This window comes from Pseudomonas sp. BP8, from assembly GCF_017875955.1.
GTDB lineage: Bacteria > Pseudomonadota > Gammaproteobacteria > Pseudomonadales > Pseudomonadaceae > Aquipseudomonas.
The window spans coordinates 4,297,926-4,316,703 of sequence record NZ_JAGINK010000001.1 but is presented as its reverse complement, the minus strand read 5'-3'; the positions used below and the strand labels follow the sequence as shown (position 1 = coordinate 4,316,703).

Sequence of the window (18,778 nt, the reverse complement as noted above, 5' to 3'; positions counted from 1 at the left end):
TTCGGCTAGCCTGTAACTGAGGGTCATGGTTGATCAGGGTCAAGCACTGAATCAATTCGCTAAACCCGCTTTTGTTCGGTAATCGCACAAAAACTAACCGTTCCGTACAAAACACATTGCTGGGCAGACTTTACCTGCGAATAATTGATCGTGCCAGAAACCCGCAAGGGTTTTCGGCTTCGTCGTTTCTGCGCAGCTTCATCGCTGCGCTCCAATAACAAGGAACTCCCGCATGCAGCGTTCGATAGCCACCGTGTCCTTGAGCGGCACTCTGCCGGAAAAGCTCGAAGCCATCGCCGCCGCCGGCTTTGACGGCGTTGAAATCTTCGAGAACGATCTCCTTTATTACGCCGGCAGCCCGCGCGAGATCCGCCAGATGTGCGCCGATCTCGGCATCGCCATCACCCTGTTCCAGCCGTTTCGCGACTTTGAAGGCTGCCGCCGCGACCGGCTGCAGAAAAACCTCGACCGCGCCGAGCGCAAGTTCGACCTGATGCAGGAGCTGGGTACCGACCTGGTGTTGGTCTGCAGTAACGTCCAGGCCGATGCCCTCGGTGATGAACAACTGCTGGTAGACGACCTGCGCCTGCTCGCCGAACACGCCGGCGCCCGCGGTCTGCGCATTGGCTACGAAGCCTTGGCCTGGGGCCGCCACGTCAATACCTACCAGCAGGTGTGGAACCTGGTGCGCCAGGCCGATCACGCCGCGTTGGGGGTGATCCTCGACAGCTTCCACACCCTGTCGCTCAAGGGCGACCCCAGTGCGATCCGCGAGATCCCGGGCGACAAGATCTTCTTCGTGCAGATGGCCGACGCGCCGATCCTGGCCATGGATGTGCTGGAGTGGAGCCGGCATTTCCGTTGCTTCCCAGGCCAGGGCGAAATGGACCTGCCAGGCTTCCTCGCGCCGATCCTGGCCACGGGTTACCGTGGCCCGCTGTCGCTGGAGATCTTCAACGACGGCTTCCGCGCCGCGCCGACCCGGCAAAATGCCGCCGATGGCCTGCGCTCGTTGCTCTATCTGGAAGAGAAAACCCGCCTGCAACTGGAACGCGAAGCGCGCCCGGTAGAACCTGGCGTGCTGTTTGCCCCGCCTGCGGCCAGTGCCTACGACGGCGTCGAGTTTCTCGAGTTTGCCGTCGACGAGGCCGTTGGCGCCCGTCTGGGTGGTTGGCTCAAGCGCCTGGGCTTCGCTGAGGCCGGCGCGCACCGCAGCAAAGGCGTACGGCTGCTGCGCCAGGGCGATATCAATATCGTGCTGAACGCCGAACCCTATTCGTTTGCGCACAACTTCTTCGAGGCCCATGGCCCTTCGCTGTGCGCTACCGCCTTGCGGGTCAAGGATGGCCAGGCTGCGCTGCAGCGCGCCACCGACTACCGTGGCCAGCCGTTCCGTGGCCTGGTTGGGCCCAACGAGCGCGAGATCCCCGCGGTGCGTGCCCCCGACGGCAGCCTGATCTACCTGGTCGAGCAGGCCGGTGCGGGTGAGACCATCTATGACAGCGACTTCCGCCTCGGTGCGGGCGAGCAGGCCACCGGTGGCCTGCAGCGGATCGACCACATGGCCCTGGCCTTGCCGGCCGACTCGCTGGATAACTGGGTGCTGTTCTACAAGACCTTGTTCGACTTCGCTGCCGACGACGAGGTCGTGCTGCCCGACCCTTATGGCCTGGTCAAGAGCCGTGCCCTGCGCAGCCAATGTGGCAGCCTGCGCCTGCCGTTGAATATTTCCGAGAATCGCAATACCGCGATCGCCCATGCGCTGTCGAGCTATCGTGGCTCGGGGGTGCACCATATCGCCTTCGATTGTGCAGACATCTTCCGTGAAGTTGCGCGAGCCAAGGAAGCGGGCGTGCCTTTGCTGGAGATCCCGCTCAATTACTATGATGACCTCGCCGCGCGCTTTGACTTCGACGACGAGTTCCTCAGCGAGCTGGCCTACTACAACGTGCTGTACGACCGCGACGCGCAGGGCGGCGAGCTGTTCCATGTGTACACCGAAGCGTTCGAGGATCGTTTCTTCTTCGAAATCATCCAGCGCAAGGGCGGCTATGCCGGTTATGGCGCGGCCAACGTAGCGGTGCGTCTGGCAGCCATGGCCAAAGCACGTAGCGGCGCGGCACGCAAGCCGGTGCTGTAGGGCCCGCTAGCCAGTGTGGTGTCAGTACTTGCCCCGTTTGGAGGCCTGCACTGACACCCCACAAACCTGACCAGTCGACCAACAGCGCGCTTCCCTGCACCGCGCTGCTCACGGATAATCCCCCTTTATTCCAATAATTAGCCTGTGAGTGGGTATGAGTGATTCCGTAGTCAGCCTCGGCGAGCCTGCCATCGAAGGCGGGCGCAAGGCACGCAAGAACAATCCTGAGAAGACCCGTGAGGATATCCTCCAGGCCGCTATCAGCGAGTTCGTCCAGCAGGGCCTGGCCGGTGCCAGGGTCGATGCCATCGCCGAGCGCACCGCCACCTCCAAACGCATGATCTACTACTACTTCGGCAGTAAAGAGCAGCTCTACGTCGAGTGCCTGGTCAAGCTCTACGGAGACATCCGCAAGACCGAGCGAGGCCTGGACCTCGATGCGCTGCCTGCCGAGCAAGCCGTGCGCCGGCTGGTCGAGTTCACCTTCGACCACCACGACCACAACGTCGACTTCGTGCGCATCGTCTCTACCGAGAACATCCACTACGGCGAGTACGTCAAGCAATCGCCGGTGATCCGCGAGATGAGCAGCGTGGTCATGGAGACCCTCGGCAAGACCCTCGAACGGGGCGTCAAGGAAGGGGTGTTCCGCGCGGGCATCGAAGTCATCGACGTGCACATGCTGATGAGCTCGTTCTGCTTCTATCGCGTCTCCAACCGACACACCTTCAGCGAGATCTTCCAGATCGACCTCGCCGATGACCAGATCAAGAAGCGCCACAAGCAGATGATCGGCGATGCCGTAATGAGCTTTATCCGCGCCTGACCGTTGTCATTCGCCCAGCCGTTGCTCGCGTGACGGCGGGTAGCCGAAGTAGGCCGCATAGCACTTGCTGAAGTGCGACACCGAGACAAAGCCGCAGGCCACCGCCACGTCCATCACCGACAGGTCGGAGTACTGCAACAGGCGGCGGCTCTTGGTGATGCGCAGTTCCATGTAGTAGCGCCGCGGTGAAGTGCCCAGTTGAGCCTGGAACAAACGGTCGATCTGGCGCCGCGAGCGGCCGCTGTAGGCGGCCAACTGGTCAAGGCTGAGGGTTTCTTCAAGGTTGTTTTCCATCAGCTCGACGATGGTCCGCAGGTGCAGGCTCATCGACTTCTTCGCCCCCGGGCCTACCTGGCGGTAGCGCGCGCCGGAGAACGACAGGATCTCCTCGACCCCTTCTGCCAGCCCATCGCCATACAAGCGCCGCACCAGGCCGAGCATCAGCTCCATGGCGCCGTTGGGGCTGGCGGCGGTCAGGCGGTCGCGGTCAAGGGTGAAACTGGCCGGGGTAATACGCGTCTGTGGGCTGCGCTCGGCAAGGCTCGCACGTTGCTCGGGGTGGATGCTGCAACCATAGTCGGCCAGTACCCCGGCGCGGCCGAGAAACCAGGCGCCATTCCACAAGCCGCCCATGGCCATGCCATGGGCGCTGCAGTCGGCCAGCAAGCGGTCGAGCTCCGGGTATTTCAGCGGGGTGCGCAGGCCGCCACACACCACCAGCAAATCCAGCCCCTTCAGCGCGCCAGGCTCAAGGTCGCTGGCAATCAACTCCAGCCCCAGGTCACTGACGACCCGCTCACCGTCCAGCGATAGCGGGGTAAAGCTGAAACTGTCGGCACGCAGCAGATTGGCCGTGACCAGGACGTCCATGGCCACGGTGAAGCTGGCCATCGAAAAGTGCTCGAGCAAGATGAAGTCGACCCGGTAAGGCGTTTGCACGTCACCGGCTGCGGACTTGAGCCGGAGCATGTTGGTGGTGCCGGTCTTCTTGCTGAAATGACGTGGTGTGGGCACTGCGGACTCCGCTTCCTGGCTGGCGCAGAGGAGTGTGCTCGTGGCACCGGAGAAAGACAACCGATCGGGTGCTGAGGTGGTATTGGATGTCGTATGCAGGCAAGTGCGTGAGGTCTGGCAGTGGTGGCCGCTTCCCAGGGCAAGGCGCAAGTGCGCCAGATCACGCTGCACCGCCTGCACAGCACCTGCGAGCGAGCTAGAGTGGATACAGGTAGCTGATTATCAGAATGAACGCTTCGCGCTGCTTGTAACCCAATGCAGTACCTGTACACCGGAGGAACGCTTATGGAAATCGGTACGATCTGGATCATCGTCGCCGCCTTTGTGATCTTGTTGGAGATCGCTGCCATCTGGCAGATCATTGGCAGTGAACGACGCGCTGAACGCAAGATGTTGTGGATCGTCTTCGTGGTCTATGCGCCGATTCCCGGCTTGCTCTTCTGGCTGTGGCGCGGGCCGCGCGCGGTCAAGGGGCGCGCGGTGCTCGAAGAAAAATAGAACGGGCTTGACCTCGACCTTGCTCGAGGTTTGATACTCGGTCGCTCTTTCACTCGATGGAGCGACCTCATGCCAACTGCTTTCCAGCTGTCCAATCCCGAAGGCTTGTATGACCCCAGTGGCAACGCCTATTCGCACGTCGCCGACGTCCGCGCCGGTAGCCGTTTGCTCTACGTTGCCGGGCAGGGCGGCGAAGATGCCGAGGGCCGCCTTTCGCCATTATTTGCCGAGCAGGCGCGCCGCCGCCAGATTGTGTGACGCAGTTCACAAAATTGCCCGAGTCGCGGCATAATGCCATTACTTAATCCTCTACCCCGGTCCATTCGGCCGGGGCGTCATCGCATGTGCCGCAGGTTCAGGGAAATTCCATGTCGCTAGTCGCAAGTCCCGACGTCATGTACCGACTGTTGATTCAGAGCGTGGTGGACTATGCCATCTACATGCTCACGCCCGAAGGCGTGGTCGCCAACTGGAATCCCGGAGCGCAGCGGGCCAAAGGCTACAGCGCCGAAGAAATTGTCGGCAAGCATTACTCGCTGTTCTACGAAGCCGATGAGCGCGATGCCGGCGTGCCCGAGCACAACCTTCAGCAGGCGCTGCTGACGGGTCGCTTCGAGGAGCAGGGCTGGCGGGTGCGCAAGGACGGCAGTGCCTTTCGCGCCCATGTGGTGATCGATGCCGTGCGTGACGACCAGGGACAGTTGGTGGGATTTGCCAAGGTCACCCGCGATATCTCCGAGCGCCACCGCTATGAGCTGGAACTGCTGGAGGCGAAAGTGCTGGCCGAGCAGTACAGCCAGGAAATGGCCAACCTGTCGCGCTTTCTCGATTCGGTAATCGCCAACATCCCGGCCAGCGTCATCGTTCAGGACCTGCACTCGCAGCGTATTCTGCTTGCCAATCAGCAGGCTGAGCGGCTGTTTGGCAGTCAGGGTGCGAGCATGATCGGCCAGTTGCCAAGCGACTGCCTGATACCGCCGGCCGTCGACTACCTGGAGCAGCAGCTCGCGCGTGGCGCGCGCAGCAGCAAGGGTTACTCTGCCGAGACCCGCGTCGACACCGCCTGCGGCTCGCGCACCCTGCGCAGCCGTGCGCTGCTTAGCCAGCACCGCGACGGTCAGGCCGACTATGTCTTGTTCGTCGCCGAAGACGCGACCGAAGAGCTGGCCGCGCATGCGCAGATCCACCACATGGCGCACCACGACGCACTGACCGGCCTGCCCAACCGCACCCTGTTCCATGAACGGCTCAAGCAGGCACTGCTGCGCAGCGAAGACAGCGGCAAGCTGACCGCCGCGCTGTGCCTGGACCTGGACAATTTCAAGAACATCAACGACTCGCTTGGCCACGCCTTCGGTGACAAGCTGCTGCGGGCCCTGGGCAAGCGCCTGCGGCGCGAGCTGCGCGAGCATGACACCCTGGCCCGCTTGGGCGGTGACGAGTTCGCCGTGGTCCTGACCAGCCTGGACAGCGCAGAAGCCGCCAGCGTTACCGCACGTCGGCTGATCGAAGCGATTGCCCCGCCATTCCAGATCGAAGGGCATCAGTTTAGCGTTGGGGTAAGCATCGGCATCGCCTTGTCTCCGGATGACCATCACCAGGCCGAGCAGTTGCTCGGCTATGCCGACATGGCGTTGTACGAGGCCAAGCGCAACGGTCGCAACCGCTATGAATGCTTCCATCTTGAGCTGGATGTCGCCGCCCGCCAGCGCCGCCTGGTCGAGACCGACCTGCGCACCGCGCTGCACCTGGGCCAATTGCAGCTGCATTACCAGCCCGTGGTCGATCAGCAAAGTCAGGACGTCACCGGCTACGAAGCGCTTCTGCGCTGGGAGCATCCGGCGCGCGGCATGATCATGCCGATGGACTTCATCCCGATTGCCGAAGAGACCGGGCTGATCCACGAGATTGGTGCCCGCGCACTCAACCTGGCGTGCCAGGAGGCGGCGAGTTGGGGAACAGAGCAGATCATCTCGGTGAACCTGTCACCGGTGCAGTTCAAGAACGCCAACCTGGTGCATATCGTCACCTTGGCGCTGGCTGACTCCGGGCTGTCGCCGTTGCGCCTGGAGCTGGAGATTACCGAGTCGGTGCTGCTTGGCAACAGCGAAGAGAACGTGCGCACGCTGCGTGCGCTGAAAGACCTCGGCGTGTCGATTTCGCTGGATGACTTTGGTACCGGCTATTCGTCGCTGGGGTATCTGCGTTCGTTCCCGTTTGATCGAATCAAGATCGACAAGTCTTTCGTGCATGACATGTGCGATAGCCGAGAGGCGATGTCGATCATCCGTGCGATTACCGAGCTGTCGAATAGCCTGATGATCAAGACCACGGCCGAGGGGGTTGAGTCGGCGGAGCAGATGGAGCGCCTGCGCGCGGAGGGCTGTTCGCATTTCCAGGGGTATCTGTACGGGCGGCCGGTGCCAGCCAGTGAGCGCGTGACCCATATTGGCAAGATCGGCGTTGACTGAACCAGGGGTCGCTACGATGATCGCTATGCAGCGCATACCCTGTAGGAGCGGGCTTGTCCCGCGAAACCGGCGAAGCCGGTGCCATACGCATACACCACGTTGGCTGGACCGGCCTCTTCGCGGGACAAGCCCGCTCCTACAGGGTCGCGCTGCGCAGCAGCCTCAGCGATCCAGCCGCCAGCCTAGAGCGCGTCAGGCGCGCCCAGAATCGCCACCACCTTGTCCCGCAACTGGTCAATGCTGAACGGCTTGCCGATCAGGTGCATGCCCTCAGGCACGTTGAAACTGTCGGCATAACCACTGGCAAACAGCACCGGCAGCAGCGGGCGGATTTCCCGTGCCTTGGCCGCCAGCTCTTCGCCGCGCATGTCCGGCAAGCCGACATCAGTCATCAGCAGGTCCAGCGGTTGATCGGCGCTCTCGAGAATGCGCAGGGCGGCCGTGGCGGTGTCCGCCTCGATGGCCGTGTAGCCCAGCTCGTCGAGCACTTCGACCATCAGCATACGAACGATGTCGTCGTCTTCGACTACCAGAAGGTGCATTGATAGGGGTCCTGTGCAAAAGAAGTGTCTCTACTCTGTGCCCAGAGCAATGGTAGAAGTTCCCCAGCATAACGTTCGCTGCAATTCGATGGAACGATTGGCGCATGCCGTTCTCAAATACTGGCTAAATGCCCCTGCCAGAAGCGGCAAAGCTGGTTAGAATTTGCCTTTGAACCAGCAAACGGCAACAGCGGGCGCCATCACCTCAGGCGCAATCCGCCATCGGTATTCAACGGACTTTTTTCGCTCGGGCGTTATCAGATGATTCAAGCAGCCTCGATGGACCAGCAAAGCTTTCGCAAGCTGTTGAGCCGCAACATCGGCTTGCCTCTTGGGGTGGGCCTGTTAGGCGCCGTGGCTTTTGTCGCGGTGATCAACTACCTGCTCTCGGCCATGCAGTGGGTCGAGCACACCGATCGGGTGATCGGCAATGCCAATGAAACGGTCAAGCTGTCGATCGACATGGAAACCGGCATGCGCGGGTTCCTGATCACCGGCGATGAGCGCTTCCTCGACCCCTACGAGGTGGCCAAGCCGCGGATCTTCAGCAGCCTCGACAGCCTGCGCGAACTGGTCGCGGACAACCCGGCGCAGGTCGACCGGGTCAATCGTCTGATCGCCCTGCAGCACGCGTGGAACGACTTCGGCCAAGAGATGATCAACCTGCGCCGTGAGCAGGCTGGCTATCAGACGGCGATTGGCAATGGCCGAGGCAAGCGCATCACCGACGAAGTCCGCAAGGAATTCGACGGTTTTATTGCGACCGAGCAGCAACTGCGTCAAGCACGCAATGAAACCGTCAGCTCCGTCACGCTGACCGCGATGACTGCCTTCGTGCTGTTTATAGTCGCCCTCAGTGGTTTGCTGGCCTACCTCGGCCGCCGTGACCTGCTGGCGCTGTCGGACAGCTACGTAGGCAACCTGCACGCCCAGCAGCGCGCTACCGAGCGCCTTGAGCACAACGCGTGGCTGCGCAACGGCCAGACGCAGCTGGCCGAGCAAGTGCTGGGCCAACTGACCTTGCCCATGCTCGGCGACAATATCCTGCGCTTCTTCGCGACCTACCTGGGCAGCGTCGTTGGTGCGGTGTATGTGCGCGATGAGCACGGCGGCCTGGTCCGCGTTGCCAGCTATGGCCTGAGTGCCGATGAACAAGCGCGCACGCAGGCGCTTGCCGCCCATGACGGCTTGCTGGCCGAGGCCGTCCGCCAGGCGCGGTTGGTGCGCCTGGATCAGCTGCCTGAAGATTACTTCCGCCTGAGCTCGGGGCTTGGCAGCGGCCTGCCGCGCAGCGCGATGCTGATGCCGACCCGCGACGATGGCCAGGTCAACGGCGTACTTGAGCTGGGTTTCCTGCGGCCACTGAGTGAGCGTGACCAGGAGATACTCGAGCGAGTCGCGGAAAACCTCGGCATGTCGATCGAAAGCGCCCGCTACCGCCAGCGCCTGCAAGAAGTGCTGGCTGAAACCCAGCAGCTCAACGAAGAGCTGCAGGTACAGCAGGAAGAGCTCAAGACCGCCAACGAAGAGCTGGAAGAACAGTCACGCGTGCTCAAGGAGTCGCAGGCGCACCTGGAGACCCAGCAAGCAGAACTGGAACAGACCAACGAGCAGTTGTCCGAGCGTACCGATGCGCTTGATCGCAAGAACAGCGAACTGAACCAGGCCCAGCAAGAGCTGCAGGCCCGCGCCGAAGACCTGCAGCGCTCGAGCACGTACAAGTCCGAGTTTCTCGCCAACATGTCGCACGAGCTGCGCACGCCGCTCAACAGTTCGCTGATCCTGGCCAAGCTGCTCGCGGAAAACGCCGACGGCAACCTCAGCAAAGAACAGGTGAAGTTTGCCGACTCGATCTATTCGGCCGGTAACGATCTGCTCAACCTGATCAACGACATTCTCGATATTGCCAAGGTCGAGGCCGGCAAGCTTGAGGTCCGTCCCGAGACGACCCAGGTCGAGCGTCTGGTCGAGGGGCTGCGCGGGATGTTCCAGCCACTGGCCGCGGACAAGGGCCTGACCTTCCAGGTGCAACTGGAGCGACCGCTGCCGGCAACCCTGTTCACCGACCGCCAGCGCCTGGAGCAGATCCTCAAGAACCTGTTGTCCAACGCCATCAAGTTTACCGAGCACGGCCAAGTCAGCATGACCATCAGCCAACAGGCCGGGCTGGGCATCGTGTTTGCGGTGCGCGACAGCGGCATCGGCATTGCTGCAGACCAGCAGCAAGCTATTTTCGGTGCCTTCCACCAGGTCGATGGCACCAGCAACCGCCGCTACGGCGGTACCGGCCTCGGCTTGTCGATCTCGCGTGACCTGGCGCATCTGCTCGGCGGCCAGATCAGTGTCGACAGCAGCCCTGGCCAGGGCAGTGTGTTCAGCCTGATCCTGCCGGAGCGCTATGAGTCGGACGAGGAGCCGGTCGAGGTGCACACGTTGCGTCCTGCCGTCGATCAGATGCCACCGGTGCCGCAGATTGCCGCTCCTGCGCCGCTACCACGGCATCCGTTTGCCGATGACCGTGACCTGGCGCCGTTCAGCAACCGCTGCATTCTGGTGATCGAAGACGAGCCGAACTTTGCCCGGATCCTCTTCGACCTGGCCCACGAGCTGGGCTACAGCTGCCTGGCCGCGCAGGGCGCTGACGAGGGCTTCCAGCTCGCCGCGCAGTACCTGCCCGATGCGATCCTGTTGGACATGCGCCTGCCCGACCACTCCGGCCTGACCGTGTTGCAACGTCTCAAGGAGCAAGCCAGCACTCGCCATATCCCGGTGCACATCATCTCGGTCGAGGACCGCGTCGAGGCCGCCATGCACATGGGCGCTGTCGGCTATGCGGTCAAGCCGACCAGCCGCGACGAGCTCAAGGAAGTCTTCGCCCGCCTGGAAGCCAAGCTCACGCAGAAGCTCAAGCACATCTTGCTGGTAGAGGACGACGATCTGCAGCGCGAGAGCATCGCCCGCCTGATCGGTGACGACGACATCGAGATCACCGCCGTGGCCATGGCCCAGGACGCCCTCGAACTGTTGCGCGAGAACATCTACGACTGCATGATCATCGACCTCAAGCTGCCGGACATGCTCGGTAACGAGCTGCTCAAACGGATGACCGCCGAGGATATCCGCGCGTTCCCGCCAGTGATCGTCTACACCGGGCGCAACCTGACCCGCGAAGAAGAGACCGACCTGCTCAAGTACTCGCGCTCGATCATCATCAAGGGCGCCCGTTCGCCGGAGCGCCTGCTGGACGAAGTAACGCTGTTCCTGCACAAGGTCGAGTCGCAGTTGTCCAACGAACGCCAGCGCATGCTCAAGACCGCGCGCAGCCGCGACAAAGTCTTCGAGGGACGCAAGATTCTCCTGGTGGACGATGATGTGCGTAATATCTTCGCCCTGACCAGCGCCCTCGAGCACAAGGGGGCCATCGTCGAGATCGGCCGCAACGGCCGCGAGGCGCTCGAGCAGCTTGAGCAGCATGACGACATCGACCTGGTGCTGATGGACGTGATGATGCCGGAAATGGATGGCTACGAAGCCACCCGGTTGATCCGCAAGCAGCCGCGCTGGCGCAAATTGCCGATCATCGCCGTGACCGCCAAGGCGATGAAGGATGACCAGCAGCGATGCCTGCAGGCTGGCGCCAATGACTACCTGGCCAAACCGATCGACCTGGACCGACTGTTCTCGTTGATCCGCGTCTGGCTGCCGCAACTGGAGCGAATTTGACTAGCGAGCGCAACACCGACATCGAGATCCGGCTACTGATCGAGGCGATCTACCTCAAGTACAGCTACGATTTTCGCAATTACTCCGGCGCTTCGATCAAGCGGCGGATCCTCCATGCCGTGGGCCAGTTCGAATGCCGCACGGTATCGGCGCTGCAGGAGCGGGTGCTGCACGACCCGGGCATGTTCATGCAGTTGCTGCAGTTTCTGACCATTCCGGTCAGCGAGATGTTTCGCGACCCTGGGCACTTCCTCGCATTGCGCGAGGAGGTGGTGCCGCTGCTGCGCACCTGGCCCTCGATCAAGATCTGGATCGCCGGCTGCAGTACCGGCGAGGAGGTCTATTCCATGGCTATCCTGTTGCGTGAGGAGGGGCTGCTGGAACGCACCATTCTGTATGCCACCGACATCAACCCGCGCTCGCTGGAAAAGGCCAAGCAAGGCATCTATTCGATGCAGAACATGCACGCTTATGCCGAGAACTACCGCAAGGCCGGTGGCCGCCGGGACTTCAGTGAGTACTACACGGCCGCCTATGGCAACGCCATCATGGACAGCAGCCTGCGTGACAACGTGACCTTCGCCGACCACAGCCTGGCCACTGACAGCGTGTTTTCCGAGACCCAACTGGTGTCGTGCCGCAATGTGCTGATCTATTTCAACAAAGACTTGCAAGACCGCGCCCTCGGGCTGTTCCACGAGTCGCTTTGCCATCGGGGTTTCCTGGTGCTGGGCAGCAAGGAGTCGGTAGACTTCTCGGCTTACAGCGAGCGCTTCGAGCCGCTGGTCAAGCCCGAACGGATCTACCGCAAATCATGAACGGCGTCGAGGCGGTGGTCATCGGCGCCTCAGCGGGCGGCGTCGCGGCGCTGTTCACGGTGCTTGGCAGCTTGCCGCAGCATTTTGCCATCCCGGTGCTGTGCGTGCTGCACTTGCCCGATGATCGCCGCAGCCAGCTGGCCGAAGTGCTCCAGCGCAAGATCGGCCGGCCGGTGCGCGAGGCCGCTGACAAGGCCATGATCGAGCCCGGGCTGATCTATGTGGCGGGTCCCGGCTATCACCTGTCGGTTGAGCATGACTTCAGGCTCTCCCTGAGCCAGGAAGCGCCGTTGCATTTTTCCCGGCCGGCGATAGATTTCCTGTTTACCTCTGCGGCCGACGCCTATCGCGTGGGCTTGCTTGGCGTGCTGCTGACCGGTGCCAACGAAGACGGCGCCCAAGGCCTTGCCTACATAAAACAATGCGGAGGCCGGACCGTGGTCCAGGACCCCCAAGACGCACAGGTCGCGCTGATGCCAGAGGCCGCACTGGCCTTGCACAGCCCTGACCACATACTTTCTCTGAGCGGTATCGGGCACTTGCTCGCAACCCTGGAACCCAGCGCATGCTAAGCCAAATCATCGCCAAACTGCTGATCGTCGACGATCTGCCGGAGAATCTGCTGGCCCTCGATGCCCTGATTCACGGCGAAGACCGCGAAGTACACCAGGCACAATCTGCCGAGCAGGCGTTGTCACTGCTGCTCGAGCACGAGTTCGCCCTGGCCATTCTCGATGTGCAGATGCCCGGCATGAATGGCTTCGAGCTGGCCGAACTGATGCGCGGCACGGAAAAGACCAAGCACATTCCCATCGTCTTCGTCAGCGCCGCCGGGCGCGAGATGAACTACGCGTTCAAAGGGTATGAGAGCGGTGCGGTGGACTTTCTGCACAAGCCGCTGGACACCCTCGCGGTGAAGAGCAAGGTCTCGGTGTTCGTCGATCTCTACCGCCAGCGCAAGGTTCTCGACCGCCAACTGCAGGCGCTGGAGCGCAGCCGCCAGGAGCAGGAACTGCTGCTCGGCCAGTTGCAGGTGGCGCGTGGCGAGCTGGAGCGGGCGGTGCGCATGCGTGACGACTTCATGTCGATCGTTTCCCATGAAGTGCGCACCCCGCTCAATGGCCTGATCCTGGAAACCCAGTTGCGCAAGATGCACCTGGCCCGAGGCAACCTGGAGGCGTTCAGTGCCGACAAGCTGCAGGCCATGGTCGAGCGCGACGAACGCCAGATCAACAGCCTGATCCGTCTGATCGAGGACATGCTCGACGTATCCCGTATCCGCACCGGCAAGTTGTCACTGCGGCCCAAGCGCTTCGACCTGGCTCAACTGGTGCGCGGCCTGGTGGAAAACTTCGTCGCGCAAGCCACGGCGCTGGAAACGTATATCGAGCTGGAGCGCTGCGAGTCGCTGGCTGGCGAATGGGATGAATTTCGGATTGAACAGGTGGTGGCCAACCTGTTGTCCAATGCGTTGCGATACGGTGAGCGACGACCGGTGCGGGTGAGGGTATTTGCCGACGGCGACATGGCCTGCGTGCAAGTCCAGGACCAGGGTATTGGCGTCAGCGCAGCCAACCAACAGCGGATTTTCCAGCAGTTCGAGCGGGTCGCTGCGCACCAGGCCAGTGGTGGCCTGGGCCTGGGGCTGTATATCTCCGAGGAGATCGTGCACGCCCACGGCGGGCGTATTCAGCTCGACAGCGAGGAGGGCAGGGGCGCTACGTTCAGCGTGTTGCTACCGCTCGAGACATTGTCAGCACAAACCGACCAGGCGAGGGCAACCTCTGCGTAAGCCTGGGGTCAGATGGCCAACCTGTTGAATTTCAAGGCGTTGTCATGAGCGAAGATGCACAAGATGTGGTACTGATCGTCGAGGATGAACCGGCGATTCGAATGATCCTGCGGGATTATCTTTCGGGCGAGGGTTACCACGTGCTGGTGGCCGAAGACGGTGAGCAGGCGTTCGAGATCCTGGCGAGCAAGCCGCACCTGGATCTGATCGTCACTGACTACCGCTTGCCAGGCGGCATTTCCGGGGTGCAGATTGCCGAGCCTGCGGTGAAGTTGCGACCGGACCTGAAGGTGATCTTCATCAGTGGTTATCCGGCGGAAATTCTCGAGTCGGGCAGCCCGATTGCGCTCAAGGCGCCGATCCTGGCCAAGCCGTTTGACCTGGATACACTGCATGAGCAGATCCAGCTGCTGTTGCGCTGAAGCGGTCGCCCCCTTCGCGGGGCAAGCCCGCTCCTACAGGGTCTGCGTCGATCACAGGATTGGCGGCTGACTCAAAACCTGTAGGAGCGGGCTTGCCCCGCGAAGAGGCCGGACCGGCCACCCGCGATTCGCCAGAGGCTATGCTAGGTCCATGACCAGCACCGAACGCCAGCGCCAACCGTGCCCTCCCGGCGCCTGCAATTGCGGGCGCGAACACCTGCACGCATCACCTGCGGCTGCCCAGCGCATCCTGCGCCTGACCCGTCAGGAAGAAAAACGCCTGCTCGAGCGGCTGGAAAACCTCAGCGGCCTGGAAGACCTCGAGCGTCTGCAGCAGCTGATGTACGAGCAACTCGGCATCCGTGTGCAGATCACCCCCAGCTTCAACGAAGTGCGTACCATGCGCGGTATCCTCATCGAACTGGCCGAACAGCCCGGCCTCTGTCGCAAGACCCGCCAGGCGATCCCCGCGGCCATTCGCCGGGGCCTTGAGCGCAACCCGCACGTAGCCTTCCGCCTGCTCGACGCCCACGACTTGCTGCGCGACGCCTGAGCCTCAGCGCATCGCCGCCAGCTTGATCCCGAAGCCGACCAGGCACGCCCCGGCCAACCGCTCCAGCAGGTTGGACATCTTCGGGCTGGCGCGCATCCGCTCAGCCAGGAGATGGGTCATCACCACCGCCACCAGGCCATAGAGCAAGGTCAGCGCAGCTATCGTCACCGCCATGAAGCCGAAGGTCAGCATGCCCTGATGGCGTACCGGGTCGACGAACAACGGGAAGAAGGCCATGTAGAACATGATTGCCTTGGGGTTGAGCAGGGTGATCATCATGGTCTGGCGCAGGTACTGGCCATTGTCCATGCGGCCTGCCTGCGGCGCCTTGCCCGGCTTGCTCAGTACCATGCGCAAGCCCAGCCAGGCCAGATAGGCCGCGCCGGCCCACTGCACCACGTGAAACGCTGCCGGATAAGCTGCGAGCAGCGTGGCGACGCCGGCCACCGCCAGCCACATCAATACCTGATCACCGAGGATCACCCCGCAGGTCGCCGCCAGGCCGCCCTTGATACCGCCCTTGCCGGTGGCAGTGATCAGGGCAAAGTTGCCCGGGCCGGGGATCGCCAGCAGGATCAGGAAGGCAATCACGAAAGCGCCGTAGTCGGTCACGCCAAGCATCGGTCAATCTCCAGTCAGGGCATTGGATGGGGTGAGTCGATATATGCCAGCTTCTGCTGCGCTTGCAAAGCAGTGCTTGAAGCTCTTGGCCGATTAATTTTTTTGCAGCTTCCTACGTTTAAGGAGAGCAGCCCTGCGCATCGCGCGTATCTGCCTTCATCATTCAAGGAGACAGGCAATGACTTCCGTTTTCGACCGCGACGACATCGTGTTCCAGGTAGTGGTCAACCACGAAGAGCAGTATTCCATCTGGCCCGACTATAAGGCGATCCCCAACGGTTGGCGCGCGGTGGGCAAGAGCGGCCTGAAAAAGGACTGCCTCGCCTACATCGACGAGGTCTGGACCGACATGCGCCCACTCAGCCTGCGCCAGAAGATGGCAGAAGCCGTGGCCCAGTGAGGCATCGCCGGTGAGTGCAGTGAACCTGTTGTGCCTGCCGTACTCCGGTGCCAGTGCCATGGTCTACAGCCGCTGGCGGCGCAAGCTGCCAGCCTGGCTGCAGGTGCGCCCCGTCGAATTGCCCGGGCGCGGTGCGCGCCTGGGTGAAACGCTGCACACCGATATGCAGGCCCTGGCCCGCCAGCTCGCCAGCGAGCAGCGCTTGGCCGCCAGCGCGCCCTACGTGCTGCTCGGGCATAGCCTGGGCGCGTTGCTGGCGTTCGAGTTGGCCCATGAGCTGCAGGCGCTGGGCTGCCCGCCGCCGCTGGCATTGATTGCCTGCGGTACCGCGGCGCCGACCCGACGCGAAGACTACGACGGCAACAACTGGCGCGAGCCGAAAAGTGATGCCGAGTTGATCGACGAGCTGCGTAACCTGCAAGGGACGCCGGAAGAGGTGCTGGCCAATGATGAACTGATGAGCCTGACCTTGCCGATCCTGCGCGCCGATTTCCTCCTGTGCGGTCGCTACGCCTATCGCCAGCGTGCGCCGTTGGCTTGCCCGCTGCACGTGCTGGGAGGCGAGGATGACCGCGCCAGCGAAGATCAACTGCTGGCCTGGGGCAAGCAAACCCTGGGTGAGTTTTCCCTGAAGATGTTCCCTGGCGGGCACTTCTTCATCCATGAGCACGAGGACCGTGTGCTGGGGGTGCTGATCAATGCCCTTGAGCCGCATCGACTGTCCGCCTGATTGACGTCCTCCCTTGCTTGCGAGAGGCTTGAGCTTTGCCCACGCAAGGGATGAACAATGCTCATCGAGCCCCACAAGGCCGCCTCACCTGTGTTCCGCTCTATCAGCAAGATCTACCTGGTCGGTGGCCAGCCCTGAACGTGCGGCTGGCCACCACCGGGCTGCTGCTGTTGGCCTTGCTGCAGGGCTGCGCCGGGCGCCGCGAGGAGGCGCCGGAGGCTGACCCGGCCAAGGTCCGTGCGCAGTTGCTGCGCCTGCTGCCTGCGCAGGCCAAGGACCGCCAGGGCTGGGCCGAGGATATCCAGGTCGCGTTCGAGGCCCAGGGTATTGCCCCGAGCAAGAGCAACCTGTGTGCGGTGCTGGCGGTGACCGAGCAGGAGTCGACCTTCACTGCCGACCCGCAAGTAGCCAACCTGGGGCGCATAGCCAGAGCAGAAATCGACCGCCGCGCGGCGCGCTTGCACATCCCCAAGCTGCTGGTGGACGGTGCCCTGAAAACGCCCTCGGGCAACGGCAAGACTTACCAGCAGCGCTTGCTGGCGGTGCGCAGTGAGAAACAGCTGAGTGGCCTGTTCGATGACTTTATTGCCGGGCTGCCCCTTGGCAAGACCTTGCTCGGTGGGTTGAACCCGGTGCACACAGGCGGGCCGATGCAGGTCAGCATTGACTTTGCCGAGCGGCATGCCAAGGATTATCCCTACGTGTATCAGGGGACGATTCGCCAGGAGGTGTTCAGCCGGCGCGGTGGTATGTACTTCGGCATTGCCCACCTGCTGGGCTACCCGACCCACTACGAGCGGCAGCTGTATCGCTTTGCCGACTTCAATGCCGGCTGGTACGCCAGCCGCAATGCTGCCTTCCAGGCAGCCTTGAGCCGGGCGACGGGGGTCAGCCTGGCGCTGGATGGCGACCTGGTTGCACTGGGGGCGATCATGCCCGGCACCACTGAACAGGCGGCGCGCAAATTGGGGGTGAAGCTGGGGCTGCGTAATACCCAGATCCGTAGCCAGCTGGACAAAGGCGACAGCCTCGAATTCGAGGATACCGAGCTGTACAGCGGGGTGTTTGCCTTGGCGGATGCGAAAGCCGGCAAGGCGCTGGCGCGTGCGGTGTTACCGGGGATCGAGCTGAAGAGCCCGAAGATTACCCGCAAGCTGACCACCGCATGGTTTGCCGGGCGGGTGGATGAGCGTTATCAGCGCTGCATGAAGCGCTGATCGGGCGGGCCTCTTCGCGGGGCAAGCCCGCTCCTACAGGATTTCCACCGAACCTGTAGGAGCGGGCTTGCCCCGCGAAGAGGCCATCACCAACAACACAGGCCTCAACCCTGCTGCAACGCCCCGATCACCTGCTCGACACTGGCCTTCAGCCCAGCGACGGTATCTTCCGCATCACTGTCGACCACCAGCAACCTGGCCCCGGATGCCTTGATCACCGCCGCCACCTCCGGCGTCGGCTCGCGGTGGTGCACCACCAGCGCCACATCCTGCGCCTTGAGGTTGTCACCCAGGGCCTTGAGCGCTGCGCTATCCCACTTGTCATCGGCCGGCAGCGGCTGATCCACCACATCCAGGTTCAGGCCACTGGCCAGATACCCCAGGCGCTCCGACAGGCTCACCACACTCAGGTTGTCGACCTCGGCCAGGCGCGTCTGGCTGCTGGAAATCAGCTCCAGCATCTGCCGCTTGAGCCCGGCCAGGTTGGCCTGGATCTTGTCCTTGTCGGCCGGCGACAGGCGTTCCAGGTCATTGGCCATGACATCGGCCATGCGCCCCAAATTGGTTGGGTTGAGCCATGGATAACCGGCAAAGGCCTCATCGCCCTGCACCGCGATCCCCGGCAGCGCACCGTCTACCGGCCGTGCAGCGTCGATCTCGACGATGCGGATATTGCTGCGCCGCGCCATCGGGTAGAGCGGGTCATCCCGCCAGATCGAGCGCAAGCCGATCACCGCGTCGGCCTGAACCGCCGCTTTCTCCAGGCTGGCGCCCCCACGACCACTGAAATACGACGGTTGGCGGCTGGCCGGCAGGTTGGCCGGCGCAGCCCGCTTGAGCTGCACCGAGGTGCCTTCGAGCAGGGCCACGGCCAAGCTGTGGGTGACTGGCAAGGTGGTCAGCACAGCCGTCGCATCGGCCTGCGGCGTGCGTGCGCTGCTCGGGGCTGCCACGAGCATGGCGGGCAGGCCGGCCAAGGCCACGGCCAGGGTCAGGTGCTTGAGGTTCAGA

At 62.7% G+C, this 18,778-nt stretch carries 17 protein-coding genes and 1 pseudogene; 14 read left to right on the top strand and 4 right to left on the bottom strand.

The window, feature by feature from the left end; genetic code table 11:
- Nucleotides 1–232 precede the first annotated feature (232 nt).
- Nucleotides 233–2,140 carry a 3-dehydroshikimate dehydratase QuiC gene (gene quiC, locus J3B00_RS18820; RefSeq protein WP_209870093.1) on the top strand — a complete coding sequence of 636 codons (1,908 nt, stop codon included), beginning with the start codon at nucleotides 233–235 and terminating at the stop codon, nucleotides 2,138–2,140.
- A gap of 154 nt (nucleotides 2,141–2,294) precedes the next feature.
- Nucleotides 2,295–2,966, top strand: a complete 672-nt coding sequence (locus J3B00_RS18815) for a TetR/AcrR family transcriptional regulator (RefSeq protein WP_209870090.1) — start codon at nucleotides 2,295–2,297, stop codon at nucleotides 2,964–2,966.
- Nucleotides 2,967–2,972: 6 nt separating this feature from the next.
- Here the strand turns inward: J3B00_RS18815 and J3B00_RS18810 are convergent, their stop codons facing one another.
- Complete coding sequence (locus J3B00_RS18810) at nucleotides 2,973–3,980, bottom strand: GlxA family transcriptional regulator (RefSeq protein WP_209870087.1); 1,008 nt, start codon at nucleotides 3,978–3,980, stop codon at nucleotides 2,973–2,975.
- A gap of 285 nt (nucleotides 3,981–4,265) precedes the next feature.
- On the opposite strand from J3B00_RS18810, the gene J3B00_RS18805 reads away from it, so the two are divergent.
- The 3 genes and pseudogenes from J3B00_RS18805 to J3B00_RS18795 all read left to right on the top strand — a co-directional run bounded on the left by J3B00_RS18805 (nucleotide 4,266) and on the right by J3B00_RS18795 (nucleotide 6,949).
- Entirely contained in the window at nucleotides 4,266–4,478 is a 213-nt protein-coding gene (locus J3B00_RS18805) for a PLDc N-terminal domain-containing protein (protein ID WP_209870084.1), read from the top strand.
- A 69-nt stretch (nucleotides 4,479–4,547) separates the two neighbouring features.
- Nucleotides 4,548–4,715 (top strand): annotated as a pseudogene (locus J3B00_RS18800) (RidA family protein); the annotation flags it as partial.
- A gap of 131 nt (nucleotides 4,716–4,846) precedes the next feature.
- Entirely contained in the window at nucleotides 4,847–6,949 is a 2,103-nt protein-coding gene (locus J3B00_RS18795; RefSeq protein WP_209870081.1) for an EAL domain-containing protein, read from the top strand.
- Between the two features lie 182 nt (nucleotides 6,950–7,131).
- Here the strand turns inward: J3B00_RS18795 and J3B00_RS18790 are convergent, their stop codons facing one another.
- Nucleotides 7,132–7,491 (bottom strand): response regulator, encoded by a 360-nt coding sequence (locus J3B00_RS18790; RefSeq protein WP_209870078.1) that lies wholly within the window; start codon nucleotides 7,489–7,491, stop codon nucleotides 7,132–7,134.
- Nucleotides 7,492–7,752: 261 nt separating this feature from the next.
- On the opposite strand from J3B00_RS18790, the gene J3B00_RS18785 reads away from it, so the two are divergent.
- From J3B00_RS18785 to J3B00_RS18760, 6 genes are all read left to right on the top strand, one after another.
- Nucleotides 7,753–11,214, top strand: a complete 3,462-nt coding sequence (locus tag J3B00_RS18785; RefSeq protein WP_209870074.1) for a response regulator — start codon at nucleotides 7,753–7,755, stop codon at nucleotides 11,212–11,214.
- Entirely contained in the window at nucleotides 11,211–12,032 is an 822-nt protein-coding gene (locus tag J3B00_RS18780; RefSeq protein ID WP_209870072.1) for a protein-glutamate O-methyltransferase CheR, read from the top strand. Before J3B00_RS18785 ends, J3B00_RS18780 begins: the two co-directional genes overlap by 4 nt.
- The gene (locus J3B00_RS18775; protein ID WP_209870070.1) at nucleotides 12,029–12,604 is read left to right on the top strand and encodes a chemotaxis protein CheB; all 576 of its coding nucleotides are present in this window, start codon (nucleotides 12,029–12,031) and stop codon (nucleotides 12,602–12,604) included. Before J3B00_RS18780 ends, J3B00_RS18775 begins: the two co-directional genes overlap by 4 nt.
- On the top strand, nucleotides 12,598–13,824 hold the full coding sequence (locus J3B00_RS18770; RefSeq protein WP_209870068.1) for a hybrid sensor histidine kinase/response regulator: 1,227 nt from the start codon (nucleotides 12,598–12,600) through the stop codon (nucleotides 13,822–13,824). Before J3B00_RS18775 ends, J3B00_RS18770 begins: the two co-directional genes overlap by 7 nt.
- 44 nt (nucleotides 13,825–13,868) lie before the next feature.
- A complete protein-coding gene (locus J3B00_RS18765) occupies nucleotides 13,869–14,246 on the top strand; it encodes a response regulator (protein ID WP_209870066.1) in 378 nt (125 codons plus the stop codon).
- Nucleotides 14,247–14,397: 151 nt separating this feature from the next.
- Nucleotides 14,398–14,799 carry a hypothetical protein gene (locus J3B00_RS18760; protein WP_209870065.1) on the top strand — a complete coding sequence of 134 codons (402 nt, stop codon included), beginning with the start codon at nucleotides 14,398–14,400 and terminating at the stop codon, nucleotides 14,797–14,799.
- Between the two features lie 3 nt (nucleotides 14,800–14,802).
- On the opposite strand, the gene J3B00_RS18755 is transcribed toward J3B00_RS18760, so the two are convergent.
- A complete protein-coding gene (locus tag J3B00_RS18755) occupies nucleotides 14,803–15,420 on the bottom strand; it encodes a LysE family transporter (protein WP_209870062.1) in 618 nt (205 codons plus the stop codon).
- A gap of 178 nt (nucleotides 15,421–15,598) precedes the next feature.
- Between J3B00_RS18755 and J3B00_RS18750 the strand changes: the two genes are divergently transcribed.
- The 3 genes from J3B00_RS18750 (at nucleotide 15,599) to J3B00_RS18740 (ending at nucleotide 17,767) form a co-directional block, all read left to right on the top strand.
- Nucleotides 15,599–15,820 carry an MbtH family protein gene (locus tag J3B00_RS18750; RefSeq protein WP_209870060.1) on the top strand — a complete coding sequence of 74 codons (222 nt, stop codon included), beginning with the start codon at nucleotides 15,599–15,601 and terminating at the stop codon, nucleotides 15,818–15,820.
- Between the two features lie 10 nt (nucleotides 15,821–15,830).
- Nucleotides 15,831–16,550: an alpha/beta fold hydrolase gene (locus J3B00_RS18745; protein ID WP_209870057.1), complete on the top strand. Its 720-nt coding sequence runs from the start codon at nucleotides 15,831–15,833 to the stop codon at nucleotides 16,548–16,550.
- Between the two features lie 134 nt (nucleotides 16,551–16,684).
- Nucleotides 16,685–17,767 (top strand): DUF1615 domain-containing protein, encoded by a 1,083-nt coding sequence (locus J3B00_RS18740; protein ID WP_348635985.1) that lies wholly within the window; start codon nucleotides 16,685–16,687, stop codon nucleotides 17,765–17,767.
- A gap of 104 nt (nucleotides 17,768–17,871) precedes the next feature.
- Here the strand turns inward: J3B00_RS18740 and J3B00_RS18735 are convergent, their stop codons facing one another.
- Nucleotides 17,872–18,777: a zinc ABC transporter substrate-binding protein gene (locus J3B00_RS18735; RefSeq protein WP_209874988.1), complete on the bottom strand. Its 906-nt coding sequence runs from the start codon at nucleotides 18,775–18,777 to the stop codon at nucleotides 17,872–17,874.
- Nucleotide 18,778: the final 1 nt, after the last annotated feature.